Genomic DNA, 26,949 nt, shown 5'->3' with positions numbered 1-26,949 from the left:
TTTTCTTATCATTCTGAATACATAACACAGGGGGATGGCATTCATGAAGTTTTTTATTGATACGGCTAACTTAGACGAAATTAAGGAAGCGCATTCATTAGGTTTGTTAGCGGGGGTTACAACAAATCCTAGTTTAGTAGCTAAAGAGAACATCACGTTTGAAGATCGTCTTCGTGAAATTACAGAGTTTGTTGAAGGGTCTGTAAGTGCAGAAGTGATTGCGCTTGATGCAGAAGGCATGATTCGCGAAGGAAAAGAGCTTGCCGCGATTGCGCCGAATATTACAATCAAGGTACCGATGACTCCAGATGGCTTAAAAGCAGTAAAAGAATTTACTAGTTTAGGTATTAAGACAAACGTTACGCTTATTTTCTCAGCTAACCAAGCGTTAATGGCAGCAAGAGCAGGTGCTACTTACGTATCGCCTTTCTTAGGAAGATTAGACGATATTGGTTTTAATGGTCTCGATTTAATCTCAGATATCGCAGATATTTTTGTGATTCATGACATTCCATCAGAAATTATTGCAGCATCTATTCGTCATCCGATGCACGTAACAGAAGCTGCAAAAAATGGAGCACATATTGCGACAATTCCTTACAAAGTTTTAATGCAATTGTTCAAACATCCGTTAACAAACGCAGGAATTGACCAATTTTTGGCGGATTGGGAAAAACGAAATGTCTAAACATGTATAAATTTGTGTGGCGTTTACCATCCTGACAGGTGAATGCCATATTTTTCTTTTATCTTGTCGAAACTATACATGATTTTTTCATTTTCGTGTACACTAGTAGGTAATAGGAAAAATAACCATTCTTTTAGGTATTCTTTGTACCAAAATTTTCCTCAATTACTAGGTGAGAAACTTTCTTTCACTAGAAGGGAGCTATAAATGGAAAAGTTAAAAATACAAGGTGGCTTTACCTTAAGTGGATCCGTCCGCGTCAGTGGTGCTAAAAATAGTGCCGTTGCGCTTATTCCAGCAACAATTTTAGCCGAGTCACCTGTTACAATTGAAGGTCTGCCCGATATTTCAGACGTGCAGTTATTAGGGGATTTAGTTGAAGAAATTGGTGGGAAAGTAACCATTGATAACGACGAATTAACAGTAGATCCATCCGGAATGGTTGCAATGCCTTTACCGAACGGAAAAGTAAAAAAATTACGCGCTTCTTATTATTTAATGGGGGCGATGTTGGGACGCTTTAAAAAAGCGGTAGTTGGGCTTCCAGGAGGCTGTTACCTTGGTCCTAGACCAATCGATCAGCACATTAAAGGCTTTGAAGCTCTTGGCGCTAAAGTAACAAATGAGCAAGGAGCTATTTACATTCGAGCTGAGGAATTAATTGGTGCTCGAATTTATTTAGACGTTGTTAGCGTAGGAGCAACAATCAATATTATGCTCGCTGCTGTAAGAGCAAAAGGGCGTACCGTTATTGAGAATGCTGCTAAAGAGCCTGAAATTATTGATGTAGCTACGTTACTGACAAGTATGGGTGCCCGTATTAAAGGTGCAGGTACGGATGTTATTCGAATTGATGGAGTAGATCAATTAAAAGGATGCCGTCATTCTATCATTCCAGACCGAATTGAAGCAGGCACGTATATGATCATGGGAGCGAGTATGGGAAAAGAAGTTGTTGTTGACAACGTTATCCCTCAGCATTTGGAGTCATTAACGGCTAAAATGCGTGAGATGGGTATTCATATCGAAACAAGCTCAGATCAGATTCTTGTAGCGACTCGTCAGCTATTGAAGCCTGTAGATATTAAGACGCTAGTATATCCAGGTTTCCCAACTGATTTACAGCAGCCATTTACGACGCTTCTAACAAGAGCGTCTGGTACAAGCGTTGTGACGGATACAATTTACGGTGCAAGGTTTAAGCATATTGATGAGCTGAGACGAATGAATGCATCTGTTAAGGTAGAAGGACGTTCTGCTATTATTAATGGTCCTATTCACTTACAAGGTGCGCGTGTGAAAGCGTCGGACTTACGAGCAGGAGCAGCTCTCGTAACCGCTGGCTTAATGGCCAAAGGGATTACAGAGGTAACGGGTTTAGAGCACATTGACCGTGGTTACAGTCATTTAGTAGACAAGTTATCGGATTTAGGGGCAATGATTTGGCGTGAAGAGATGACTCAAGAGGAAATTGAGCAATTTCAAAATTCATAAAGGCAAATCGGTGCCACAGTCATGAAAGCAAAGTTTAGGAATGAGCTTTTTAATAAGCTACACAGGCGTAGGAGCGTTCTTCTATGTCTGTGTAGCTTATATATTTATGAATAGGGTAAATAAATAAAAAGGGAAGCTAAAAGATAAATTTCATTTCTTATTTTAACGTCCAGTTTATTTCCTTTAATGTGAAATTATGAAAAGGTTTTCCTCGCTTCTCGTAAGCTATTAAATTTCCTTTTTTTTATTCATCTTCTAAAGTAAAAAAAGATTGATTAAAAAGATAGAAAAAGGTTAGAATATAAATTGCTACGTTAAATTTATCAAGATAATATAAATGGTTTTATGTCGGAATTATTCTTCTAAAAGTGTATAGTTAATCAATTGATTCTACTTATTATACTTCAAAGGTTATATTCTCCATTTTCACAGATTTATTCCATCCATATCATCTCTCAATTTTATATTTGAATTTAATATGGGAGGAACGGTTAAAAATTATTCATTATAAAGCGTGGTGTCCTAATGAACTTAACATTATCCAGTTTAGAAAATATGAAATTAAAAGAGCTATATGAACATGCTCGTGAGTATAAAGTTTCGTACTATAGTAAATTAACGAAAAAAGAACTTGTCTTTGCTATTTTAAAGGCTCAAGCTGAACAAGATGGGCTTTTATTTATGGAAGGCGTTCTTGAAATTATTCAGTCAGAAGGATTCGGTTTCTTACGACCAATTAACTATTCACCGAGTTCAGAAGATATTTATATCTCAGCTTCACAAATTCGTCGCTTCGATCTGCGTAATGGAGACAAGGTATCGGGGAAAGTTCGTCCTCCAAAAGAAAATGAGCGCTACTACGGATTATTACATGTAGAAGCAGTAAACGGAGAAGATCCGGAAACGTCAAAAGATCGCGTGCATTTTCCAGCGCTAACGCCGATTTACCCAAATGAGCAAATGCTGCTAGAAACTCAGCCAAGAAGTTTCTCTACGCGTATTATTGACTTGATTTCACCAATTGGATTTGGGCAAAGGGGACTAATTGTCGCGCCGCCAAAAGCAGGTAAAACGATGCTGTTAAAAGAAATTGCCAATAGCATTACAACAAATCATCCTGATGCAGAATTGATTGTCCTTCTTATTGATGAGCGTCCTGAGGAAGTGACGGACATTGAGCGTTCGGTTGACGGTGATGTTGTCAGTTCTACATTTGACGAAGTGCCAGAAAACCACATTAAAGTAGCGGAGCTTGTCCTTGAACGTGCGATGAGATTAGTCGAACATAAGAAAGATGTTGTCATTTTGATGGATAGCATCACAAGACTTGCTCGTGCTTATAACTTAGTTATTCCACCGAGCGGTCGTACACTATCAGGGGGTATTGACCCGGCTGCTTTTCACCGTCCAAAACGATTCTTTGGAGCTGCTCGTAACATTGAAGATGGAGGCAGCTTAACCATTCTAGCAACAGCCTTAATTGATACAGGCTCTCGTATGGATGATGTTATTTATGAAGAATTTAAAGGTACAGGTAACATGGAACTGCATCTAGATCGTTCACTAGCTGAAAAACGTATCTTCCCTGCGATTGACATTCGTCGCTCAGGCACACGTAAAGAAGAGCTGTTAATTCCAAAAGAGCATTTAGACCACTTATGGGCAATTCGTAAATCAATGGCAGATGCTCCTGATTTTGCAGAAAAATTCTTAAAACGTTTACGTCAAACAAAGACAAATGAAGAGTTCTTCTCGATGTTAACGGAAGAGAAAAAAACGCTTCTAGCAAATAAACGATAAGTTATAAAACATGTGGTTGCAAAAGCATACAACCCTTGTTATAATTTCATCATGTGTGTTGATAAAGTACACAGTGAAATAGTTACTATTTCATCACTATCTTTATCAATAAACTCTGTTTCAGAATGATTCAGGGCGGAAGGAGATGAAACGAATGAAAACAGGAATTCATCCAAACTATAAAACAGTTATGGTTAAATGTACTTGCGGAAACGAATTTGAAAGTGGTTCTGTAAAAGAAGAGATCCGCGTTGAGACTTGTTCTGAATGTCACCCATTCTACACTGGTCGTCAAAAATTCGCTGAAGCTGGTGGCCGTGTTGATCGCTTCAACAAAAAATACGGTCTTAAATAATCACATTGTCGAAACAAACAGGCAAGTAGCTTAACTTCTTGCCTGTTTTTTTGCTTATAAAAGTAGAAAAACAGTGTCTGCTTGATAAAAAAGTGGGTACTTTATCATAGGAATAAGATCTACATAGAAGACGTAGATTAAGTTAGTAGCGGTTCGCTCAGAAACGGAACGAGAAGAAGGGAGAGTCCCGCAGTGGTGTACGTAATGAAACAAAGCGGTTGGATAGAAGTAATTTGTGGCAGTATGTTTTCAGGGAAATCAGAAGAGTTAATTCGACGTGTGCGCCGTACGCAGTTTGCTAAACAAAAAGCACAAGTGTTCAAGCCTGCAATCGATAATCGATATAGCGAAGAAGCGGTCGTTTCACATAATGGTACATCTGTTATGGCTTATTCAATCTCGGCATCGCGCGATATTTTAAAGCGAGTAGATGAAGAGACAGACGTAGTAGCGATAGATGAAGTACAGTTTTTTGACACAGATATTTTAGAAATTGTTCAATCTTTAGCGGATCAAGGCTTTCGTGTGATTGTAGCGGGGTTAGATCAAGACTTCAAAGGTGAACCTTTTGGACAAATGCCGCAGTTAATGGCTATTGCAGAGTCAGTAACAAAGCTACAGGCTGTGTGCGCTTCATGTGGCTCTCCTGCGAGCCGTACGCAGCGTTTAATTAACGGTGAGCCTGCTTCTTATGACGACCCTATTATTTTAGTCGGTGCGTCTGAATCTTACGAACCAAGATGTCGTCATTGCCACGTTGTGCAAAAGTCTAAAGGACAAGCTGTGTCTGTGGACTCAAGCGAAATGGTCGAAAAATAAAGCAAGAATTTTATGATGATAAAAACAGAACGCGCAGTTCTGTTTTTTTGTTCATATACGTGTATTAACAAGGTTTTGACTCTATTTTAAAGCTATACTATAATTACAATGTTATGGATAAAGAATGAGGTGAATGACGTGTTTGATCGTTTAGAAGCGGTAGAGGCGCGCTATGAGAAGTTAAACGAACTTCTGAGTGACCCTGAGATCGTAAACAACCCCTCTAAGTTGAGAGAATATTCGAAGGAACAATCAGATATACAACAAACGGTAGCTGCTTATCAAGAATACAAAGATGTAAAAGAGCAGTTATCAGAAGCGAAAACGATGCTTGAAGATAAGCTTGATGCAGATATGCGTGACATGGTAAAAGAAGAAATTGCCGAGTTAGAAACGCAGCAAGAAGAGCTAGTTGAAAAGCTACGTATTTTATTAATTCCAAAAGATCCAAACGATGATAAAAACGTAATTATGGAAGTTCGTGGAGCTGCTGGCGGAGATGAAGCAGCATTATTTGCAGCTAATTTGTACCGCATGTATTCGCGCTTTGCTGAATCACAAGGCTGGAAAACAGAAGTAATGGAAGCAACGACTACTGGAGTAGGCGGTTATAAAGAAATTATCTTTATGATTAACGGTAAAGGTGCGTACTCAAAGATGAAATTTGAAAACGGCGCACACCGTGTTCAACGAGTTCCTGAAACAGAATCAGGCGGTCGTATTCATACATCTACAGCAACGGTAGCATGTCTTCCTGAAGCAGAAGAAGTCGAAGTGGACATTCATGAAAAAGACATCCGTGTAGATACATTTGCTTCAAGTGGACCTGGTGGGCAAAGTGTTAACACGACGATGTCAGCCGTTCGTTTAACGCATTTACCAACAAATACAGTGGTATCATGTCAAGATGAAAAGTCTCAGATTAAAAATAAAGAAAAAGCAATGAAAGTATTGCGTGCTCGCGTGTACGATAAGTTTCAGCGAGAAGCACAAGCAGAGTACGATGCAACGCGCAAACAAGCAGTTGGATCAGGAGATCGCTCCGAGCGTATCCGTACGTATAACTTCCCGCAAAATCGCGTAACGGACCACCGTATTGGTCTGACGATTCAAAAGCTAGATCAAATCTTAGAAGGCAAGCTTGATGAAATTATCGATGCATTAGTCATGGAAGACCAAGCGCGCCGAATGGAAGATTCGAACTAATGAAAGTATTTGAAGCCCTTAAGTGGGCTTCTTCTTTTTTGAAAGAGGCAAAGCGAGATGAAAACGCGGGAGAACTCTTGCTTCGCCATCACTTGCAGATGACGAGAACTCATTTGCTAGGTGCTCTGCAGGAAGAACTAGAAGAAGAAAGTCTAAAAAGGTTTGAACAAGATGTCCATGCTCATAAAGCAGGTATGCCTGTACAATATCTAATCGGGACAGAAGAATTTTACGGGCGTTCATTTATTGTAAACGAACATGTATTAATTCCAAGACCCGAAACGGAAGAGCTGGTATACGGAATGATTTCTCGAATAAAAAAAGAATTTCAACACCAGCCTATTGAGCTTGTAGATATTGGAACGGGAAGTGGGGCAATTGCTATCACTTTAGCTTTGGAACTTGACAGAGTGGAAGTTACAGCAACCGATATAGCTATAGAATCTTTAAGCGTAGCCAAAGAAAATGCTCAAAACCTGGACGCTGCTGTCACGTTTATACAGGGAGATCTATTACAACCATTTCTATTATCAAATCAGAAATTTGATGTGATTGTGTCTAATCCGCCTTATATTCCAGCAGATGATGTGTTGTCCACAGTGGTAAAAGATCACGAGCCAAACCGAGCTCTTTTTGGTGGAAAAGATGGCCTGGATTTTTATCGGCGTTTCATGGAAGAGCTGCCATATGTGACGAAGTCAAATAGTATTATTGGATTTGAAGTCGGGGCCGGACAGACAAAAGATGTAGCTGAGATGCTGCAAAAAACGTTTCCCACAGCTTTTGTAGAATGTGTATATGATATTAATGGAAAAGATCGAATGGTTTTTGCAAAACTTCGCGAGAACTAAAAAAATCAGAGGGAATGATTTTCCCTTTGGTTTTTGAAAATCATGCATTTTTTTACTAAATTACTAGTTTAAGATATCTTGCTTTCGGCCATACTGTTCCTATGAAAGGGCGGTGGCCGAAATGAAGAAATATGCTATCATTTATTTTATTTTATTAATTATTGGAGCAAATGCTCAACTTATATATACACATAACCAAGTGCAGGCAGATCAGCCTGCCGTCATTCCAGACGAGGCGATTCGACTGCGCATTTTAGCAAACAGCGACGGTGAAAAAGACCAGTACGTAAAACGTCTGATTCGTGACCGGGTGAACGAACAAATTACAGAATGGGTAAAAGATTTAACATCTGTAACTGTAGCTCGAAAAACGATTAAAGAAAATTTGCCGGCGCTTGAAACAATTGCGAAAGAAGTGTTAAAAGAAGAAGGCGTAAATGAATCTGTTCATGTTAAATTCGGAAAAGTAGAGTTTCCTACTAAGTTGTACGGTCAGTTCTTATATCCAGCAGGGGAGTATGAAGCCGTGCTTATTACTCTTGGCAAAGGAGAGGGAGCAAACTGGTGGTGTGTACTATTTCCTCCTTTATGCTTCTTAGATTTCTCAAACGGTGAAGCGGTAAAAGCGCCGGAGCCATCTGAAGAAGAGCCAACGGAAGAAAAAGAGAAACCAGCAGCTTCTGAATCAAAATCTGCAGACAAAACAGATGACAAATCGGCTGAAAGTAAAGAGCCTGCAGTGAAAACAGAAATTCAATCTGCAACTATTACATCGGATTCTATTGAGCAGAAAGCTGAGGAATCTTCTCAATCAACAGTATCTTCTAAAGAAGTAATTGCAAAAGATACAAGCAGCACAGTAAAGGAAGAGACAAGTGCTAAGGCTGAAAAAAAGGAAAGTAAAGAAGCTGAAAAGTCTGTTTCATCTAAGAAAAAAGCTGATTCTAAATCAAAAGAAGATTCTGTAGAAGTTAAGTTTTTTGTAGTAGAATGGGTATCGTCAGTATTTAATTAATAGAATCATTAAAAATAAAATTCAGTTCTACTTCTTTTAATCATCTCATAGATTTGTTACTAGAAAACAAGTTGAGGTGATTAAAATGAGAGAACAATTAAAAATTGCCAGTGAAAATGATTATATTCGAATTCAGCAGTTCTTGCAAAAAGCGGGCATCAGCACAGCTGGTGTGGAAGAGCATATTCATCAATTTGTCATAATGGAAAATGAAGAAGGCGAGCTGCTAGCAACAGTTGGGTTTGAAAAAGAAGGTGTGGATGGAATTCTCCGCTCCCTTGTCGTGTCTCCTTCTTTAATGCAATCTGATATTCTGCTGCTATTTAAAAGCATCGTCCAGCTGGCTCAAAAGCATGGCGTAAAGCAACTATATTTACTAACAAATAAGGCATCTTCTCTACATTTTTTTCAAATGATGAATTTTCAGCAAACATCTTACAGTGCACTGCCTGAGTTGTTAAAAGAACATTCTTATTTAAAAAAGTTACCAAACCCTCAGGATGTCTATGTGATGTTTTATGCAGCTAGTTAAAAGAAAATGTGGATAAATCATTTTAATGGGGTATCCACAATGTTATTCACAAAAACATAAGCTTTATCCACATTTTGTGGATAAAGCTTGTTTGTTGATATAATGAATGCATGTATTTTACTATCTTTGATACATATTGTACTTTTAAAGTAAAAAAAACCTAGATATAGAAAGAAAAAGGAGTTGAAGAAGATGGAAACTAAGTTATGGGTTGTGGATAATTTTACGCACGAAAAAGATATTTATCCACAGATAGAAGAAGCAGCAGATTTGCTGCGCAATCACGAAGTAGTTGCTTTTCCTACAGAGACGGTGTATGGATTAGGAGGAGACGCAACATCGGATAAAGCTGTGGATAAAATTTTTGCAGCGAAAGGACGTCCTAGTGATAACCCTCTTATTGTTCATATTGGAGATAAAGAGCAGCTTCATACATTTGTAGAGTCGATTCCTTCAAAAGCAGAGAAAGTGATCGATACTTTTTGGCCGGGTCCTCTTACAGTCATATTACCCAAAAAAGATCGAGTTTCAGATAAGGTTACGGCTGGTTTAAACAGCATTGCAGTGAGAATGCCCTCACATCCAGTAGCCCTCGCATTATTAAAAAAAGTGGCTTTGCCTATCGCGGCTCCTAGTGCAAACCTTTCCGGCAAGCCAAGTCCCACTCTAGCTCATCATGTGATGAATGATTTAGAAGGGCGTATTAGTGGAGTTGTGGATGGAGGAGCAACAGGGGTAGGAGTAGAGTCAACGGTCCTTGACTGTACCGAAGAGATTCCTATTATTTTACGGCCGGGCGGCATTACTCAGAAAGAGTTGGAAAATGTAATTGGTCCCGTAAAAGTAGATCGAGCGTTATTAAGTGATAAAGAAGCGCCAAAATCTCCAGGTATGAAATATACGCATTACGCACCTGATGCACCGCTTGTCATCGTTGACGGCAGTTCGGATTTTTTTCAGTCTATTATCAATCGCTATAAAGATCAGGGTAAGCGAGTGGGGGTATTAACGACATCTGAACATGAAGATGCGTATAAAGCCGATGCGGTTATCACATGTGGGTCTCGTTCAAATTTAGAGACGGTTGCTAGCCACTTATACGAGTCGCTTCGTTCATTTAATGAGTGCGACGTAGATGTTATCGTTAGTGAAAGTTTTTCTGAAGAAGGAGTCGGTCATGCCGTTATGAACCGATTAATGAAAGCTGCAGGACATCACGTGATTAAGCAATAAAATTCATCTTCTAAACCTTTTCGAATGTGCATATTTTGAAATAGGAGCACGTCCGAGGAGGGTAAAGATGAATGTATCTCAGTTAATTAGTGAAATGATCACGTTAGTCATTATGGCGTTTGCCTTAGGAATGGATGCTTTCTCAGTTGGTTTGGGAATGGGATTAATTCGTTTACGCTTTCGCCAAATTTTCTACATTGGTGTTGTTATCGGTGTATTTCATATTTGGATGCCGCTGTTAGGCATGTTTATTGGACGACTTTTGTCTGATAAACTTGGAATGTTTGCTACCTATGGCGGTGGAATTTTATTGCTGATTCTTGGGGCGCAGATGATTTATTCCTCCTTTAAGCATGACGATACGCCGTTTATCAAACCAGTTGGCTTTGGACTGTTATTTTTTGCGCTCAGCGTGAGTCTAGATAGTTTTTCTGTTGGACTTAGCTTAGGTATTTTTGGAGCAAGAACGTTTTTGACCATTATTGTTTTTGGCGTAGTAAGTATGCTATTAACTTGGTTAGGACTGCTGCTAGGCAGAAGAGTACAAGGCTGGCTTGGTTCATATAGTGAGGCACTGGGCGGAAGCATTTTATTAGCTTTTGGAATCAAATTGTTACTACCTTTTTAACTATATAAATAGGTAAAGGATCATGACCATTCAGGTTATGGTCTTTTTTTGCTTCTTTTGGATTGCAGCGATAAAAGAAGGAAAGCGAAGTCGTTTTTTCGAGATGGATGAAGCGGTAATGGATAAAAAATACCCGGAAAAGCTAACTGGATTTATGCAGGCAATAGAGATACAATAGGGTGGAATATCAACATAGTCGAACATAGTGAAAGCAAGGGAGGATGTATCTTGAAAAACATCTTATTTGTATGTACAGGAAACACGTGCCGCAGCCCTATGGCAGAAGCGTTGCTCAAAGCTAAAGAGATAGATGGAATAAACGTGAAGTCTGCAGGCGTATTCGCTTCAAATGGAAGTGAAGCTTCTGTTCATGCACAAGTTGCCCTTTACCAGAAAGGCATAGCTTGTTCTCATGCTTCGGCAGCATTAACGGAAGAACAATTGATGTGGGCTACTTATATTTTTACGATGACGGAGCAGCATAAAATGCTGATTTTGAACCAAGCTCCATACGTAAGTGATAAATTATTTACGCTAAAAGAATTTGCCGACGAGCAAGGTGAAGTGTCTGATCCGTTTGGCGGATCATTACAGACGTACGAACAGACTTTAGAAGAGTTAGAGCGTATGATTAACAAAATAGTCGACAAATTATAAAAGGTCCCATAAATTTTTGCTGACTTAAAATGAACAGAAATTTAATATAAGACGAAGGTACGTATGAGGAGGAAACAAAGATGAAAGTAGCTATTGCATCTGACCACGGCGGTATAAATTTGCGACAGGAAATTATCTCTTTAATGGAAGAATTAAATATTGAATATGTGGATTTAGGGTGTGAATGCACAGCGTCCGTAGACTATCCGGATTATGCACTTCCCGTTGCTCAAAAAGTGGCAAGCCAAGAAGTAAGTCGAGGCATTCTTATTTGTGGAACAGGCATCGGTATGAGTATAGCAGCTAATAAAGTAAAAGGAATTCGCTGTGCTCTAGTGCATGATACGTTCAGTGCAAAAGCGACAAGAGAACATAATGATAGCAACATTTTGGCAATGGGTGAACGTGTCATTGGGCCGGGACTTGCACGTGAAATTGCGAAAATTTGGTTAATGACAGAATTTGAAGGCGGCCGACATGAAAATCGCGTGAATAAAATTAAACAGTATGAGCAGCAAAGTGATGCAACATTAACTGTATAATGTGAACGTATTCAATGAAAGAAAGGAAGAAAAACGTGTCTGAACTTACGAAATGGAAAGAGCAGTTGGAAACAGTTTTATCTGATTTTTTAGCACAAGTGCAGTTGTCTTCAGAACATACACTTGTCATTGGATGCAGTACAAGCGAGGTAATTGGTGAAAAAATAGGAACTGCAGGCGCAATGGAAGTCGCAGAAATGATTTTTGATGCGCTATCAGATTTTCGAAAAAAAACGGGTGTTCACTTAGCATTTCAATGCTGTGAACATCTCAATCGAGCACTGGTAGTAGAAAGAGAATTAGCTCGCAAAGAGCGTTTAGAAATGGTTAGTGTTGTGCCTATTCATAAAGCAGGCGGAGCGATGGCTACACAGGCCTATGGCCAGCTTAAAGATCCCGTTTTGGTAGAGTTTATTAAAGCTGATGCCGGTATTGATATTGGAGATACATTCATTGGTATGCATTTAAAGCATGTCGCAGTACCCGTTCGTTGTACGTTAAACGCAGTTGGACACGCTCATGTTACTGTAGCAAAGACGCGTCCAAAACTAATTGGTGGAATGAGAGCGTTTTACGAACTTTCGTAATTAAATATATTAAAATAATACACATTTTTTCTTTTTTATTCTAAATAAATCATGTTACAATGTAGTTGAATCAACAAATAACGAACATTGCGAATACGAAATGAGGAGAGGATTTTGATGGAGAAACAACTAATGCAACAAGATCCAGCAGTTTATAATGCGATCAAGGATGAGTTACAAAGACAACGTACTAAGATTGAGCTAATTGCTTCAGAAAACTTTGTAACAACAGCGGTAATGGAAGCACAAGGTTCAGTTTTAACAAATAAATATGCTGAAGGCTATCCAGCTAAACGTTACTACGGCGGCTGTGAACACGTAGACGTAGTAGAAGACTTAGCTCGTGATCGTGCAAAAGAAATTTTCGGAGCAGAGCATGTGAATGTTCAACCTCACTCAGGTGCACAAGCAAACATGGCTGTATACTTCACTGTTTTAGAGGCTGGAGACACAGTACTTGGTATGAATTTATCGCACGGCGGTCACTTAACGCACGGAAGTCCTGTTAACTTTAGTGGTGTTCAGTACAATTTCATCGAATATGGCGTAGATCGTGAAACACATCGTATTAACTACGATGATGTATTAGAAAAAGCGCGTACACATAAGCCAAAATTAATTGTGGCTGGTGCAAGCGCATATCCACGCGCAATCGACTTCAAGCGTTTCCGTGAAATCGCTGATGAAGTAGGCGCTTATTTAATGGTAGACATGGCTCATATTGCTGGTCTAGTAGCTGCAGGACTTCATCAAAATCCTGTGCCACATGCTCATTTCGTTACAACTACAACACATAAAACACTGCGCGGACCACGCGGCGGTATGATTTTATGTAAAGAAGAATTTGCGAAAAAGATTGATAAGTCAATCTTCCCTGGTATTCAAGGTGGCCCATTGATGCACGTTATCGCTGCAAAAGCAGTAGCATTTGGTGAAGCACTACAAGATGAATTTAAGCACTATGCTCAAAATATCATCGACAATGCTAATCGTTTAGCAGAAGGATTAAAGAAAGAAGGATTTGCTCTTGTATCTGAAGGAACAGACAATCACCTTGTGTTAATCGACGTAAGTTCAATGAATTTGACAGGTAAAGTAGCTGAAAAAGCACTTGATGATGTAGGTATTACAACAAACAAAAATACAATTCCTTACGATGAGCAAAGCCCATTTGTAACAAGCGGTATCCGTATTGGTACAGCTGCGGTTACAACTCGCGGATTTGGCTTAGAAGAGATGGATGAAATTGCTTCTATCATCGGATTAACGCTTAAAAATATTGAAGATGAAGAAAAGCTAGCTGAAGCTAAAACACGCGTTGAAGCTTTAACAAGCAAGTTTGAAATGTATAAATCACTTTAAGAGAGACAGGCCTTTGTGCCTGTTTTTTTATGGAGAAAGTGGTAGCAATTCAATCATTTTTTGAATAATGCTTGAACTCAAAAACTTTTTTCTGTAAAATGAATGCAATGTATAAATTTAATTAGCAAGAGATATGTTTTTACTAGTACGTACCATTCAATTCGTTGAATGGTATTTTAATGTGTACATCTTTATATATAAGGAGAGATATCAATGGGCAAAGTATACGTATTTGATCACCCGCTTATTCAACACAAATTAACTTACATACGCGATGTAAAAACGGGAACGAAAGAGTTTCGTGAATTAGTTGATGAAGTGGCGAGCTTAATGGCTTTTGAAGCGACACGTGATTTACCGCTAGAAGACGTTGAAATTGAAACACCGGTTTGCAAAACAAAGTCAAAAGTTATTGCAGGGAAAAAGCTTGGTATCGTTCCAATTCTTCGTGCTGGTATCGGCATGGTAGATGGATTTTTAAAACTAATGCCAGCTGCTAAAGTTGGACACGTTGGCTTATATCGTGATCCAGAAACATTACAGCCTGTTGAATATTATGTAAAGCTGCCTAATGATGTAGAAGAGCGTGACTTTATTGTAGTAGATCCTATGCTTGCAACAGGAGGGTCAGCTGTAGAAGCAATCAACTCTCTTAAAAAAAGAGGCGCTAAAAACATTAAATTTATGTGTTTAATTGCTGCTCCTGAAGGCGTGGAAATCGTAAAAGAAGCACACCCTGACGTAGATATTTACATTGCGGCATTAGATGAAAAATTAAATGACCATGGATATATTGTTCCAGGTTTAGGTGATGCAGGGGATCGTTTATTCGGTACAAAATAATTTGTAGATTCGGGTGATGAACATGAAGCAGCCAATTAAAGTAATGACGATATTCGGGACAAGACCAGAAGCAATTAAAATGGCCCCTCTAGTTCTAGAGCTTAAAAAGCGACCGGAGGAGTTCGAAGCGATTGTTACGGTAACGGCTCAGCACCGTGAAATGTTAGACCAAGTATTGAGCATTTTTGACATTCAGCCTGACTATGACCTTAACATTATGAAAGATCGCCAAACTCTTATGGACGTAACGACCAGAGGATTAGAAGGTTTGGACGACGTAATGAAAAAAGTAAAGCCGGACATCGTACTTGTACACGGCGATACAACTACGACGTTTATTGCCGGACTAGCAGCTTTTTATAATCAAATTCAGGTGGGACATGTTGAAGCAGGTTTGCGCACATGGAATAAATATTCTCCATATCCGGAAGAAATGAACCGTCAGCTTACAGGCGTTCTCGCTGATTTGCACTTTGCTCCAACCGATAAGTCTGCAGCTAATTTGCAAGCAGAGAATAAAAAAGAAGAGCGGATCTTTGTGACTGGAAACACAGCTATCGATGCGTTAAAAACGACAGTAAAAGAGACATATGAGCATGAAGTGTTAACGAAATTGGGAGATGATCGTCTCATTTTATTAACGGCGCATCGCCGCGAAAATTTAGGCGAACCAATGAAAAACATGTTCCGTGCTGTTAAACGTATTGTGGATGAACATGAAGATGTGCAAGTTGTGTATCCTGTTCATTTGAATCCGGTAGTTAGAGAAACAGCAAACGATATCTTAGGAAATGACCCACGCATTCATTTAATTGAACCGTTAGATGTAATTGACTTCCATAACTTCGCTGAGCGCGCTCATATTATTTTGACAGATTCGGGCGGTGTTCAAGAAGAAGCTCCTTCATTAGGCGTACCTGTATTGGTACTTCGTGATACAACAGAGCGACCGGAAGGAATTGAAGCAGGAACGCTCAAACTAGCAGGAACGGAAGAAGAAACAATTTATACGCTAGCAAAAGAGCTGTTAATAGATGAAGACGTATATAAGCAAATGTCACAAGCATCGAATCCTTACGGAGATGGCTTAGCTTCTAAACGTATTTGTGATGCTATTAGCTACTATTTCAACCGCCGGGAAAACAGACCGGAAGCTTTTAATCCGCTTTCGTAAGATTTCTAAACACCTTTCACATGAAAAGTGTCTCTTTGAGACACGATAGTGTGAGAGGTGTTTTTTTATGTGGATTAAATGGTTAATGCTTAGTTTTATATTAGGGAGCGGGGGAGGGCAAATGTCGCTCAATCCGACATTTCCTTCTATAAAACAAGAAATGAATCATCAGGAAAAATCAATAATTGTCATGGTTGAAAAAGAAAAATTCGCGGAATTTAAAAGTCAGCTACAAAAAAATTATCCTAATATAAAGATTAAGAGCGAATTTCACACGGTATTTACAGGACTTTCATTAAATGGCTCCATCTCGGATTTGGAAAAACTATCTCATAATCCTTCTATTATTGGTTCACATTCTATTAAAAACTACCAGGTTGCAGAAGAAAATAGTGTAACCTTCATTGGCTCAGAACAGGTAAGAGGCTTATTTGATACTCATAATCAGCGCTTAACAGGAAAAGGGATCAAAGTAGGCGTCATCGATACCGGTGTTGATTATTCTCATCCCGATTTAAAACAAACCTACAGGGGAGGGTATGATGTAATAGATAAAGATTATGAGCCGATGGAAACCACTCGGGAGCAAGGAGAGCCTACTCTGCATGGCACTCATGTAGCCGGTATTATTGCAGCAAATGGAAATATTAAAGGTGTAGCACCTCAATCGGAGATCTACGCATACCGAGCTCTTGGACCAGGAGGAGCTGGAACGTCTGAAAGTGTTATTCTAGCTATCGAAAAAGCAATTCAAGATGATGTAGATATTATTAATTTATCATTAGGAAATGATGTAAATGGTCCGGATTTACCAACAAGCTTAGCGTTAGATCGAGCTGTTGAAAAAGGAATTGTAACGGTTACATCCAGCGGCAATTCAGGTCCAGGTTTATGGACGGTGGGCTCTCCGGGTACAGCGGGAAAAGCTATTTCCGTTGGCGCTTCTGTTTCCCCGACGACAGTTCAATTTCTAACAATTGGATTTAACAAAGAAAAAATTATGATGGCGCCAGTAGAAGGGTCTCGTCCATGGACGTTTAATCAAACGCTGCGTGTAATAAATGAACAATACTCCAAAGAGCAAAAGCATGCGTTGGGCAACGTCATTTTGCTAAAAGCAGAAGGAAATGCGGTTGAAAAAAAGATTAAACAAGCTGAACAGGCAGGAGCAAAAGCCGTTATTTTATATAGTCCGACTGAAAAAAGCATAATCGGTAAACTAAAAGAGTCAGTAAATATTCCAGTGATATGGGTAAGTAAAAAAAGCGGTGATACCATTAATCAACACATTCAGTCTCAACAGCCATACTTACGCACTGGCAAGCAAGTGGTTCAAGACTTGCTTACATCTTTCAGTTCAAGAGGGCCTGTAACGACTACTTGGGGAATCAAGCCGGACGTCGTCGCACCTGGTTACTTCATTAATAGTACAGTTCCCGGGGGATATGAACGCATGCATGGCACAAGTATGGCTGCGCCCCATGTAGCTGGAGCGTGTGCTCTTATTTTACAAGCTCACCCGAACTGGTCTCCTGAACAAGTCAAAGCTTCATTGATGAACACAAGTAAAGCAATGCAGCAGCTAAACGGTCAAACGTATCGCGTATATGAACAAGGAGCCGGGAGAATTCAAATAGCAAAAGCTGTCACAGCAGACTCTTTATTTTATCCATCTTCTTTATCTTTCGGTATTTTTACGCGCCCATCAAAGAAAGTCTTATCATTTAAAATTGATAACCAGTCTGATAAAGCAAAAACGTATCGCTTAAACGTTCCGAAAAGGGATGAAGGAGTGAACTGGGATGTTCCATTACCCGTCACGGTGCAGCCACATCAGACAAAAGAAATAGCTGTCACTTTATCGGTGCAGCCCCGTTTTAAAAATAAAGGTATATATGACGGATATTTGGAAATAAATGATTCACGTGAAACATTTTCGCTTCCTTATATGTACATGGTTAGCATTCCAGATTATCCTCGTGTCATGGGATTGCAAGTAGCAGCGGAAAAAGAGAAAAATACGTATAGCTATGAACTGTTTTTGCCTGAAGGAGCAGATGAGTTAGGCGTTGCTCTTTTTGATAAGCAGTCTTTACAGTTTATATCGTATTTAGATGTTGACGTTGATGTAGAAAGAGGCATGAGAAAACGAAAAATAACAATCGATGAATCGCTTGTACCGGGGTCGTACCAAATATTTGCATTTGTGAAAAAGCATAGACAAGAGCAGGTTGTACACAGTACAATAACGATTGAATGAACCTCTTTAAATGTTTTCATTTGAAGAGGTTTTATGTGTGGCAGAAATGTGAACAATAAGAAGAGATTGTGAAGTTTTTAGCTTAAACACATTGACATTAAATATACGCTATTGTATGCTTACAGGGAATATAAATGATAAGGTTTTCAACCTGTGAAAACCGTTGATATTTCTGCGTATTTTATTAGCTGTTTTTACCTTTTTTAGCAATTTTTTTTGCCTTTCTATCATATATTGAGCTATAAAAACGATAGAGAATTCGGAAAAAAGAAAATTTTGCAAAAGGGGTATGAGCTTATGAAAGATCGCAACCGTCATCCTTTGCAAGCGATGGCATTAGTGTCAATCATTCTATCACAGTTAGCAGGTTCAGTCTTAGTTGGCTTATTCTCTGGGAGATGGGCTGATCAATGGCTTGATACCGAACCACTATTTTTGATTTTAGGCCTTCTTTCAGGGCTAGCAGCAGGTGTTTTTATGATGCTGCGGACAGTCCACCATTTTTTTTCAGGAGATTAATAATTCATGCAGGATTTGCAGCACGTTTTTCCAAGACTTCGTTCATACATATTGTATTTGTTAGCATTATACGTTCTCGGCTGGGGATTTACAAGTTATAAGGCTGTTTTTGCAGGTTTAATTTTAGGAACCGCCCTGAGTTTGTATAATTTGTGGAACTTGGTAAGAAAGTTTGAGCAGTTTGGACAGGCGTTGGATGAGGGGAAAAAGCCCCGTTCAATTGGGACTGTTGTAAGATTTGCAACAGCTGCTCTCGCAGTTGTGATTACCATCTCTTATCCAAAAACCTTTCATATTATTAGTGTAGTTGTGGGATTAATGACGTATTATGTTGTCATTATCATAGATTTAGTTGTTCAAAATATGCGTAGAAGATAGAAAGAGAGGTGAACACAGTTGGGTCATGAATCACCAACTATAGAGTTTCTAGGCCTTACTTTTAGTCAAAGTAACTTGCTTATGGTTACCGTAGCTTCTGTTATTGTATTCTTAATTGCAGTTTTATGTACTCGTACTCTTGCTATGAAGCCAAGCGGTGCACAAAACTTTATTGAATGGGTCTTAGATTTTGTTAAAGGACTCGTTAATAGCAATATGGATTGGAAAACAGGTGGCCGCTTTTTGACGCTAGGTGTAACTTTACTTATGTACATTTTTGTGTCAAATATGTTGGGTCTTCCATTTGCCATCGTGATTGACCATAACTTATGGTGGAAATCGCCAACCGCTGATCCAGCAATTACGCTGACGTTAGCCGTTATGGTAGTTGTACTATCACATTATTATGGTATTAAAATGCGAGGTTTCTCTGCATACACGAAAGATTACTTCAAGCCAATGGCATTTTTATTCCCGCTTAAGATTATCGAGGAGTTTGCCAATACGTTAACGCTTGGCCTTCGTCTTTACGGTAATATTTATGCTGGGGAAATTTTGTTAAGCTTGCTAGCTGGTTTAGCAACAACAGGCTTCTTAGGTACAATTGGAGCTGCTATTCCAATGCTTTTATGGCAAGGATTTAGTATTTTTGTAGGCGCAATTCAGGCCTTCATTTTCACAATGTTAACGATGGTTTATTTATCTCACAAAGTGAGTAGCGACCATTAATTTATAAAGCTTTGTTCAAGTAATACCCAATTTGGACAAAACAAAACTTTGTTAAACAAAATCATATATATTAAGGGAGGACTTTATAAAATGGGTTTAATAGCATCTGCAATTGCGATTGGTTTAGCGGCACTAGGTGCTGGTATTGGTAACGGTCTTATCGTTTCTAAGACGATTGAAGGCACAGCTCGCCAACCAGAAGCACGTGGTACATTAACTTCAATGATGTTCGTTGGGGTTGCCTTAGTTGAGGCGCTTCCAATTATCGCCGTAGTTATTGCATTCATGGTACAAGGTAAATAATAATGTGTTACATGTGGCGAAGATCATTCAAAAGAACCTTCGCCATTACTTTATGTCTTTAATAAGTAAATTATATATGTGGAGTCTCTGAAGGGAGTGAACATGGCCGTGTCGAACATGTTTGTGTTAGGAGCAGCAGGCATTAATGGTGGAGATATTCTTTTCCAATTAGTGATGTTCCTTATCCTACTTGCGTTACTTCAAAAATTCGCGTTTGGTCCTGTAATGGGAATCATGAAAAAACGTGAAGAGCATATTGCCGGTGAGATTGATGAAGCAGAAAAGCAAAATGAGGAAGCGAAGAAGCTTGTTGAAGAGCAGCGTGAAATCTTAAAGCAATCTCGTCAAGAAGTGCAAGTAATGATGGAAAACGCTAGAAAGTCTGCAGAAGATAAAAAGGAAGAAATCATTGCGGCAGCACGCGAAGAGTCTGAGCGTCTAAAAGCTGCAGCAAAGCAAGAAATCGAACAGCAAAAAGATCAAGCAGTTGCTGCGTTACGTGAGCAAGTTGCTTCATTATCTGTTTTAATTGCGTCGAAAGTTATTGAAAAAGAACTTTCTGAACAAGATCAAGAGAAGTTAATTCATGAATATATCCAAGAAGTAGGGGATGTACGATGAGTCAACCAGCTGTAGCCAAACGCTATGCACTAGCTCTTTTTCAATTAGCAACAGAAAAACAGATGATCGATGAAATGCAAGACCAGCTACAAATCGTTGAAGAGGTGTTTGCTAAAACACCTGAATTAATGGATGTATTAACTCATCCAAAAATTACAATTGAGCGAAAAAAACAGTTTGTAAGTGAGGCATTTGCTGAACTTTCACCAACTGTTCAACATACGGTTCTTCTATTATTAGAGCGTCACCGCATTCAAATTGTTAGCGAAATGGTACAAGAGTATCGTTTCCTAGCGAACGAAGTACGTGGCGTGGCAGATGCAACTGTTTATTCTGTCAAACCTTTAAGTGCAGATGAGAAAAGAGCAATCTCGCAATCATTTGCTTCTAAAGTTGGAAAACATACGTTAAATATTTCAAATATAGTAGATAAAAGCCTAATCGGCGGCGTGAAGCTTCGCATTGGTAATCGTATCTATGATGGCAGCATTAGCAGCAAATTAGAAACGATCCAACGAGGACTTCTTGCACACAGATCGTAGATAGGGGTGAAATTCATGAGCATCAAAGCTGAAGAAATTAGTGCGCTGATCAAGCAGCAAATTGAAAACTATCAGTCTGAGATTAAAGTGAGTGATGTAGGTACTGTTATCCAAGTTGGGGACGGTATCGCACGTGCTCATGGCCTCGACAATGTCATGGCTGGAGAACTGGTTGAATTTTCAAATGGTGTCATGGGAATGGCACAAAACTTAGAAGAAAACAATGTAGGTATCATTATTTTAGGACCATATACGGAAATTCGTGAAGGTGATGAAGTTCGCCGTACAGGACGCATCATGGAAGTTCCGGTAGGGGAGCAGTTAATCGGTCGTGTTGTTAACTCATTAGGTCAGCCAGTAGACGGACTAGGCCCAGTAGAAACAACAAAAACACGTCCAATTGAAGGTGCTGCACCTGGCGTTATGGATCGTAAATCAGTACATGAGCCGCTTCAAACAGGTATCAAGGCGATTGACGCACTTGTGCCGATCGGTCGTGGACAGCGTGAGTTAATTATCGGTGACCGCCAAACGGGTAAAACATCGGTAGCAATCGATACAATCTTAAATCAAAAAGATCAAGATATGGTATGTATCTATGTAGCGATTGGCCAAAAAGAATCAACAGTTCGTAACGTAGTAGAGACATTGCGTAAACACGGTGCTCTAGATTACACAATCGTTGTAACAGCATCAGCTTCACAACCAGCTCCACTATTATTCTTAGCGCCATACGCTGGGGTAACAATGGGTGAAGAGTTTATGTATAACGGTAAGCACGTACTTGTTATTTACGATGACTTAACAAAACAAGCATCAGCTTATCGTGAACTTTCATTACTATTACGCCGTCCTCCGGGTCGTGAAGCGTATCCAGGGGATGTATTCTACCTGCACTCTCGTTTATTAGAGCGTGCGGCAAAGTTATCGGACGCAAAAGGTGGAGGTTCATTAACAGCTCTTCCATTTATTGAAACGCAAGCAGGAGACGTATCTGCTTATATCCCAACGAACGTAATTTCGATTACAGACGGACAAATTTTCTTACAGTCAGATCTATTCTTCTCAGGCGTACGTCCTGCGATTAATGCTGGTCTTTCTGTATCACGTGTAGGGGGATCTGCACAAATTAAAGCGATGAAAAAGGTAGCAGGTACACTGCGTCTAGACCTTGCATCTTATCGTGAGCTTGAATCGTTTGCTCAGTTCGGTTCTGATCTTGACCAAGCAACTCAAGCAAAATTAAATCGAGGAGCGCGTACAGTTGAAATCTTAAAACAAGGTTTACACAAACCGCTTCGCGTAGAAAAACAAGTAGCTGTGCTTTACGCATTAACAAAAGGCTTCTTAGATGATGTTCCAGTATCAGATATTACGCGCTTTGAAGACGAGTACTTAACATGGTTAGAGTCAAACCGTAAAGAAGTACTTGAATCAATCCGTACAACTGGTGGTCTTCCTGAAGCTGGCGTATTCGAATCAGCACTTGAAGAATTCAAGAAAACATTTATTGCATCTGAATAATATATTGTCAGCATGGTATGTTAAGACAATCTTTCAATAAGGTGAAGGTGAACATTTGTTCACCTTTCATACCACGTGATCTTCTAAAACAAGGTGGTGAAACCTTTGGCATCATTACGTGATATACAAACTCGAATCACATCGACGAAAAAAACGAGCCAGATTACGAAAGCAATGGAAATGGTTTCAGCTGCAAAGCTGAATAGAGCGGAACAAAATGCAAAATCGTTTGTTCCATACATGGAAAAAATTCAAGAGGTAGTCTCAAGCGTAGCCCTAGGCAGCAGAGGCGCTTCACATCCAATGTTAACTGCGCGCAGTGTGAAGAAAACTGGTTACATCGTAATCACTTCAGATCGCGGTCTAGCAGGAGCATATAACAGTAATATTTTGCGAAAAGTATCTCAAGCTATTGAAGAACGCCATCAATCACCTGATGAATACGGTGTGATTGCAATTGGACGAGTAGGGAGAGATTTCTTCGTAAAACGCGGTATTCCGGTTTTGCTTGAAATCACAGGCTTAGCAGATCAGCCAGCTTTTGCTGACATTCAAGGAATCGCTTCACAAACAGTTCAAATGTTTGCGGACGGTACGTTTGATGAACTTTACTTATACTACAATCACTTTATCAATACGATTTCACAAGAAGTGACGGAGAAGAAGCTATTGCCTCTAACAGATCTTCAACCTTCTGGTAAACTTGTTGGTTATGAATTTGAACCATCACAAGAAGAGATTTTAGAAGTATTACTTCCTCAGTATGCAGAGAGTTTAATTTACGGCGGCCTGCTTGATGGAAAAGCAAGTGAGCATGCTGCTCGTATGACAGCGATGAAAAGTGCAACAGACAACGCAAAAGATCTTATCAATAATCTTACATTGTCATATAACCGTGCACGTCAAGCGGCAATTACCCAGGAAATTACGGAAATTGTTGGCGGAGCGGCAGCGTTAGAATAGAAAGTTTAATGGAAAAGCAAGTTAGGAGGGAACACGATGACAAAAGGACGCGTTACTCAAATCATGGGTCCAGTTGTAGACGTAAAGTTTGACAACGGACACCTTCCGGCAATTTATAACGCCCTTAAAATTTCACATAAACCGAGCAGTGCAAGTGAAGTTGCAATCGAATTAACATTAGAAGTTGCGATTCACTTAGGTGATAACACGGTTCGTACAGTAGCAATGTCATCCACTGACGGCTTAGTTCGTGGATTAGAAGTAGAAGATACAGGTGCAGCAATCTCAGTACCAGTTGGTGACGTTACGTTAGGTCGTGTATTTAACGTATTAGGTGAAAAAATCGACTTAGACGCCCCAATCGATGCAGGTGCACGTCGTGATCCAATCCACCGTCAAGCACCAAAGTTCGAAAATCTATCTACACAAGCTGAAATTCTTGAAACAGGTATTAAAGTAGTAGACTTATTAGCTCCTTACATTAAAGGTGGAAAAATCGGTCTATTCGGTGGTGCCGGTGTAGGTAAAACAGTATTAATTCAAGAATTAATCAATAACATTGCTCAAGAGCACGGCGGTATTTCAGTATTCGCTGGTGTAGGTGAGCGTACGCGTGAAGGTAATGACTTATACCATGAAATGACAGATTCTGGTGTTATTAAGAAGACGGCTATGGTATTTGGACAAATGAATGAGCCACCTGGTGCACGTCAACGTGTTGCATTAACAGGATTAACAATGGCAGAATACTTCCGTGACGAACAAGGTCAAGACGTATTATTCTTTATTGATAATATCTTCCGTTTCACACAAGCGGGTTCAGAAGTATCAGCATTACTTGGCCGTATGCCATCAGCAGTAGGTTATCAGCCAACATTAGCGACAGAAATGGGTCAGCTTCAAGAGCGTATCACGTCAACAAGCGTAGGTTCTGTAACATCGATTCAAGCGATTTACGTACCAGCCGATGACTATACGGATCCAGCTCCAGCGACAACATTTGCTCACTTAGATGCAACAACAAACTTAGAGCGTAAATTATCAGAGATGGGTATTTACCCTGCGGTAGATCCATTAGCATCTACATCTCGCGCTTTATCTCCTGAAATTGTTGGAGAAGAGCACTATGCAATTGCGCGTCAAGTTCAACAAACGTTACAGCGTTATAAAGAGTTACAAGATATCATTGCAATCCTAGGTATGGATGAGTTATCTGATGAAGATAAACTTGTTGTACAACGTGCTCGTCGCGTTCAATTCTTCTTGTCTCAAAACTTCCACGTAGCAGAACAATTTACAGGTCAAAAAGGTTCTTATGTTCCTGTAAAAGAAACTGTTAAAGGATTTAAAGAGATCTTGGAAGGTAAATACGATCATTTACCTGAAGATGCGTTCCGTTTAGTTGGTCGCATTGAAGAAGTTATTGAAAATGCGAAACGTATGGGAGTAGAAGTTTAATTTAAGGGACATAGGAGGTTTTTTAAATGAAGACAATCCATGTCAGTGTAGTGACTCCTGATGGCCCAGTTTACGAATCAGAAGTGGAAATGGTAAGTACCCGAGCACAGAGCGGTGAGCTTGGTATTTTACATGGCCATATTCCGATGGTTGCTCCTTTACAAATTGGAGCCGTCCGCTTGAAGAAAGCAAGCAGTACAGAACTTGTGGCTGTTAGCGGAGGATTTCTTGAAGTAAGACCTGACAAAGTAACAATTCTTGCACAGGCTGCTGAAACAGCTGAAGAGATTGACGTAGCCCGTGCAGAAGAAGCGAAAAAGCGCGCTGAAATGCGCCTTGATAGCAAACAAGACGACGTTGATGTTAAGCGTGCTGAAATTGCCTTAAAACGGGCAGTCAATCGTTTAGATATTAGTTCAACGTAAGTTCTAAAAAAAGCCCTCTCAAACGAATGAGAGGGCTTTTTTGCTCTATTATACAAAAGGGGAAGAGCAAATAGCATTCATCTATGATTATATATTCCATTCAACTAAGCGCATCCATCTTCTTTATTTTGCTCAATAATGGAAAAGGATCTTAAAATAGGGAATAAAATAAATGTTTTTCATGTTACCGTTTACGAATTTGCATAAGTGTGCTTTAATATGAAAAGAAGAGACGATGATCGTCTCTTCTTTTCATATGGTGTTTAAAAGGAGTGCTTTTATTGTTTGGAGGAATTGAACAGCAAACGTTACTAACCATGATTTCACATTTGATTTTTATTGTGATTACTTGGTATGCTTTGCAAGGCTTTCAAATTGAAAAGCTGATGAAACCTAATCATGTGTTTCAAGCAAAATTAATGCTTATTTTATTGACCATTACGATTTCATCAACAGTAAGTAATTTCTTTTTGGATTATTTATTTTGGTCACAGCGCATTCCCTCATTTTTTCAATGATTGGCAAGCTATGAGTCTATGATAAAATAGACGTTCATTCATTGAAGATATACGAATTTATACGCTAATGTATGTCGCTATGTCTAAATATGACGACCCTTTTCATGTATGTATCATCGCCTTCTGGAAAGACTGGTGAGTACGGAGAGGGAGTGGCGAAATGTTTAAAAAAATTAGTGTCTTTTTGGCTATTTTCATTACTGGCTTATTCGTATATCATGGAAGTTATGTGAGCAATGCCCAAAACAATGAAACTACTATTGAGAAGATTGTTCACACCTTAAATAAGCAGCATGTTTCGTTAACTGAAGTATCGTTGTATGCAAGAGAAGAAGTAAAAGCTGTTACTGACCAAAAAACCTTTTATTCGCAAGCTAAAATTATTAAAAGTAATTTTAGAGGTTTTAAATGGGAAGTGAAGAGGGAAAGAGACCTATGGAAAGCAATAGGTACACGCAAAAGTGAAGATGTGAACGAAGTCATTCTGTTAACTTATGCGATCGATGAACACAGCAATGCGTACATATCGTATCATGTAACGGGACAAGGTTTAAAAGAAAAAAATATGACCCATTTTCAAAATGTATTTCAGACAAATTATGAAAAAATTTTCCTATCAGAACCCATAATTTTCTCTTGTGCAACAGGGGAAATCAATGATAAGATGGAAAGTGTTTTGTCTGTTGAAATTCAAGACCTATTACGAGCTTTCAATGCTAAACCAGTGGAATCTCTAGTGGAAGAGTCATTTACCTCTGTTTCAGCATATACTGGACTGTGGAAAGAAGCTCTTCAAACGAAAAAGCAGGAAATGAACTTACAAATTGCATTACGCAAGACAAGAATGGGCGGTCAAACAACCATAGTTGTTGGCACACCTATCATTACGTCTGAATATTAATATAGAGAAAATGGACGCGGAG

31 protein-coding genes are annotated in these 26,949 nt (G+C 39.3%); all 31 read left to right on the top strand.

The window, feature by feature from the left end:
- The first annotated feature begins 43 nt into the window (after positions 1–43).
- The 31 genes from fsa to ACFX4E_RS19625 all read left to right on the top strand — a co-directional run bounded on the left by fsa (position 44) and on the right by ACFX4E_RS19625 (position 26,927).
- A complete protein-coding gene (gene fsa / locus ACFX4E_RS19775; protein ID WP_028409704.1) occupies positions 44–688 on the top strand; it encodes a fructose-6-phosphate aldolase in 645 nt (214 codons plus the stop codon).
- A gap of 207 nt (positions 689–895) precedes the next feature.
- Positions 896–2,182, top strand: coding sequence for a UDP-N-acetylglucosamine 1-carboxyvinyltransferase (locus tag ACFX4E_RS19770; protein ID WP_013059824.1), 1,287 nt, complete (start codon positions 896–898; stop codon positions 2,180–2,182).
- 525 nt (positions 2,183–2,707) lie between these two features.
- Positions 2,708–3,982 (top strand): transcription termination factor Rho, encoded by a 1,275-nt coding sequence (rho, locus tag ACFX4E_RS19765; protein WP_013059823.1) that lies wholly within the window; start codon positions 2,708–2,710, stop codon positions 3,980–3,982.
- Between the two features lie 154 nt (positions 3,983–4,136).
- The gene (gene rpmE / locus ACFX4E_RS19760) at positions 4,137–4,337 is read left to right on the top strand and encodes a 50S ribosomal protein L31 (RefSeq protein WP_013085477.1); all 201 of its coding nucleotides are present in this window, start codon (positions 4,137–4,139) and stop codon (positions 4,335–4,337) included.
- A 204-nt stretch (positions 4,338–4,541) separates the two neighbouring features.
- Complete coding sequence (locus tag ACFX4E_RS19755) at positions 4,542–5,156, top strand: thymidine kinase (RefSeq protein WP_226897604.1); 615 nt, start codon at positions 4,542–4,544, stop codon at positions 5,154–5,156.
- Positions 5,157–5,294: 138 nt separating this feature from the next.
- Positions 5,295–6,362, top strand: coding sequence for a peptide chain release factor 1 (prfA, locus tag ACFX4E_RS19750; protein WP_013059820.1), 1,068 nt, complete (start codon positions 5,295–5,297; stop codon positions 6,360–6,362).
- The gene (gene prmC, locus ACFX4E_RS19745) at positions 6,362–7,213 is read left to right on the top strand and encodes a peptide chain release factor N(5)-glutamine methyltransferase (RefSeq protein ID WP_060745874.1); all 852 of its coding nucleotides are present in this window, start codon (positions 6,362–6,364) and stop codon (positions 7,211–7,213) included. The genes prfA and prmC overlap by 1 nt, the downstream gene beginning before the upstream one ends.
- Before the next feature lie 121 nt (positions 7,214–7,334).
- Complete coding sequence (spoIIR, locus tag ACFX4E_RS19740; protein ID WP_028409702.1) at positions 7,335–8,228, top strand: stage II sporulation protein R; 894 nt, start codon at positions 7,335–7,337, stop codon at positions 8,226–8,228.
- Positions 8,229–8,313: 85 nt separating this feature from the next.
- Entirely contained in the window at positions 8,314–8,760 is a 447-nt protein-coding gene (locus ACFX4E_RS19735; RefSeq protein WP_013059817.1) for a GNAT family N-acetyltransferase, read from the top strand.
- Positions 8,761–8,952: 192 nt separating this feature from the next.
- Entirely contained in the window at positions 8,953–9,993 is a 1,041-nt protein-coding gene (locus ACFX4E_RS19730) for an L-threonylcarbamoyladenylate synthase (protein ID WP_098333907.1), read from the top strand.
- A gap of 67 nt (positions 9,994–10,060) precedes the next feature.
- The gene (locus tag ACFX4E_RS19725) at positions 10,061–10,621 is read left to right on the top strand and encodes a manganese efflux pump MntP (RefSeq protein ID WP_013059815.1); all 561 of its coding nucleotides are present in this window, start codon (positions 10,061–10,063) and stop codon (positions 10,619–10,621) included.
- Between the two features lie 22 nt (positions 10,622–10,643).
- The gene (locus ACFX4E_RS19720; RefSeq protein ID WP_155660731.1) at positions 10,644–10,799 is read left to right on the top strand and encodes a hypothetical protein; all 156 of its coding nucleotides are present in this window, start codon (positions 10,644–10,646) and stop codon (positions 10,797–10,799) included.
- A gap of 50 nt (positions 10,800–10,849) precedes the next feature.
- On the top strand, positions 10,850–11,278 hold the full coding sequence (locus ACFX4E_RS19715) for a low molecular weight protein arginine phosphatase (RefSeq protein WP_377259149.1): 429 nt from the start codon (positions 10,850–10,852) through the stop codon (positions 11,276–11,278).
- 80 nt (positions 11,279–11,358) lie between these two features.
- Positions 11,359–11,820 carry a ribose 5-phosphate isomerase B gene (gene rpiB, locus ACFX4E_RS19710; protein WP_013085468.1) on the top strand — a complete coding sequence of 154 codons (462 nt, stop codon included), beginning with the start codon at positions 11,359–11,361 and terminating at the stop codon, positions 11,818–11,820.
- 35 nt (positions 11,821–11,855) lie between these two features.
- Positions 11,856–12,407, top strand: coding sequence for a TIGR01440 family protein (locus tag ACFX4E_RS19705; protein WP_028409699.1), 552 nt, complete (start codon positions 11,856–11,858; stop codon positions 12,405–12,407).
- A gap of 117 nt (positions 12,408–12,524) precedes the next feature.
- On the top strand, positions 12,525–13,769 hold the full coding sequence (locus tag ACFX4E_RS19700; protein WP_013059811.1) for a serine hydroxymethyltransferase: 1,245 nt from the start codon (positions 12,525–12,527) through the stop codon (positions 13,767–13,769).
- 213 nt (positions 13,770–13,982) lie between these two features.
- On the top strand, positions 13,983–14,612 hold the full coding sequence (upp, locus tag ACFX4E_RS19695; RefSeq protein ID WP_013059810.1) for a uracil phosphoribosyltransferase: 630 nt from the start codon (positions 13,983–13,985) through the stop codon (positions 14,610–14,612).
- Positions 14,613–14,634: 22 nt separating this feature from the next.
- Entirely contained in the window at positions 14,635–15,786 is a 1,152-nt protein-coding gene (gene wecB / locus ACFX4E_RS19690) for a non-hydrolyzing UDP-N-acetylglucosamine 2-epimerase (protein ID WP_016765923.1), read from the top strand.
- Positions 15,787–15,853: 67 nt separating this feature from the next.
- Positions 15,854–18,046, top strand: a complete 2,193-nt coding sequence (locus ACFX4E_RS19685) for a S8 family serine peptidase (protein ID WP_377259152.1) — start codon at positions 15,854–15,856, stop codon at positions 18,044–18,046.
- 297 nt (positions 18,047–18,343) lie between these two features.
- The gene (locus tag ACFX4E_RS19680; RefSeq protein ID WP_098966992.1) at positions 18,344–18,565 is read left to right on the top strand and encodes an AtpZ/AtpI family protein; all 222 of its coding nucleotides are present in this window, start codon (positions 18,344–18,346) and stop codon (positions 18,563–18,565) included.
- 6 nt (positions 18,566–18,571) lie between these two features.
- Entirely contained in the window at positions 18,572–18,943 is a 372-nt protein-coding gene (locus tag ACFX4E_RS19675) for an ATP synthase subunit I (RefSeq protein WP_013059806.1), read from the top strand.
- Between the two features lie 18 nt (positions 18,944–18,961).
- Entirely contained in the window at positions 18,962–19,672 is a 711-nt protein-coding gene (gene atpB, locus ACFX4E_RS19670; RefSeq protein WP_013059805.1) for a F0F1 ATP synthase subunit A, read from the top strand.
- 90 nt (positions 19,673–19,762) lie between these two features.
- Positions 19,763–19,975: a F0F1 ATP synthase subunit C gene (atpE, locus tag ACFX4E_RS19665; RefSeq protein WP_013059804.1), complete on the top strand. Its 213-nt coding sequence runs from the start codon at positions 19,763–19,765 to the stop codon at positions 19,973–19,975.
- A 102-nt stretch (positions 19,976–20,077) separates the two neighbouring features.
- Positions 20,078–20,596, top strand: a complete 519-nt coding sequence (locus tag ACFX4E_RS19660) for a F0F1 ATP synthase subunit B (protein WP_013085463.1) — start codon at positions 20,078–20,080, stop codon at positions 20,594–20,596.
- Entirely contained in the window at positions 20,593–21,138 is a 546-nt protein-coding gene (locus tag ACFX4E_RS19655; protein ID WP_050690856.1) for a F0F1 ATP synthase subunit delta, read from the top strand. The genes ACFX4E_RS19660 and ACFX4E_RS19655 overlap by 4 nt, the downstream gene beginning before the upstream one ends.
- Positions 21,139–21,153: 15 nt before the next feature.
- Complete coding sequence (atpA, locus tag ACFX4E_RS19650; RefSeq protein WP_013085461.1) at positions 21,154–22,662, top strand: F0F1 ATP synthase subunit alpha; 1,509 nt, start codon at positions 21,154–21,156, stop codon at positions 22,660–22,662.
- A gap of 105 nt (positions 22,663–22,767) precedes the next feature.
- Positions 22,768–23,625, top strand: coding sequence for a F0F1 ATP synthase subunit gamma (locus ACFX4E_RS19645; protein WP_013059800.1), 858 nt, complete (start codon positions 22,768–22,770; stop codon positions 23,623–23,625).
- Between the two features lie 36 nt (positions 23,626–23,661).
- Entirely contained in the window at positions 23,662–25,083 is a 1,422-nt protein-coding gene (gene atpD / locus ACFX4E_RS19640; protein ID WP_013059799.1) for a F0F1 ATP synthase subunit beta, read from the top strand.
- Positions 25,084–25,109: 26 nt separating this feature from the next.
- Positions 25,110–25,508: a F0F1 ATP synthase subunit epsilon gene (locus ACFX4E_RS19635; protein ID WP_098314869.1), complete on the top strand. Its 399-nt coding sequence runs from the start codon at positions 25,110–25,112 to the stop codon at positions 25,506–25,508.
- A 281-nt stretch (positions 25,509–25,789) separates the two neighbouring features.
- Positions 25,790–26,026 (top strand): DUF1146 family protein, encoded by a 237-nt coding sequence (locus tag ACFX4E_RS19630; RefSeq protein WP_013059797.1) that lies wholly within the window; start codon positions 25,790–25,792, stop codon positions 26,024–26,026.
- A 160-nt stretch (positions 26,027–26,186) separates the two neighbouring features.
- Entirely contained in the window at positions 26,187–26,927 is a 741-nt protein-coding gene (locus ACFX4E_RS19625; protein WP_028409697.1) for a YwmB family TATA-box binding protein, read from the top strand.
- Positions 26,928–26,949: the final 22 nt, after the last annotated feature.

This window comes from Priestia sp. YIM B13491 (assembly GCF_042787605.1).
GTDB lineage: Bacteria > Bacillota > Bacilli > Bacillales > Bacillaceae_H > Priestia > Priestia megaterium_E.
This window is presented reverse-complemented; position numbering and strand designations above follow the sequence as displayed.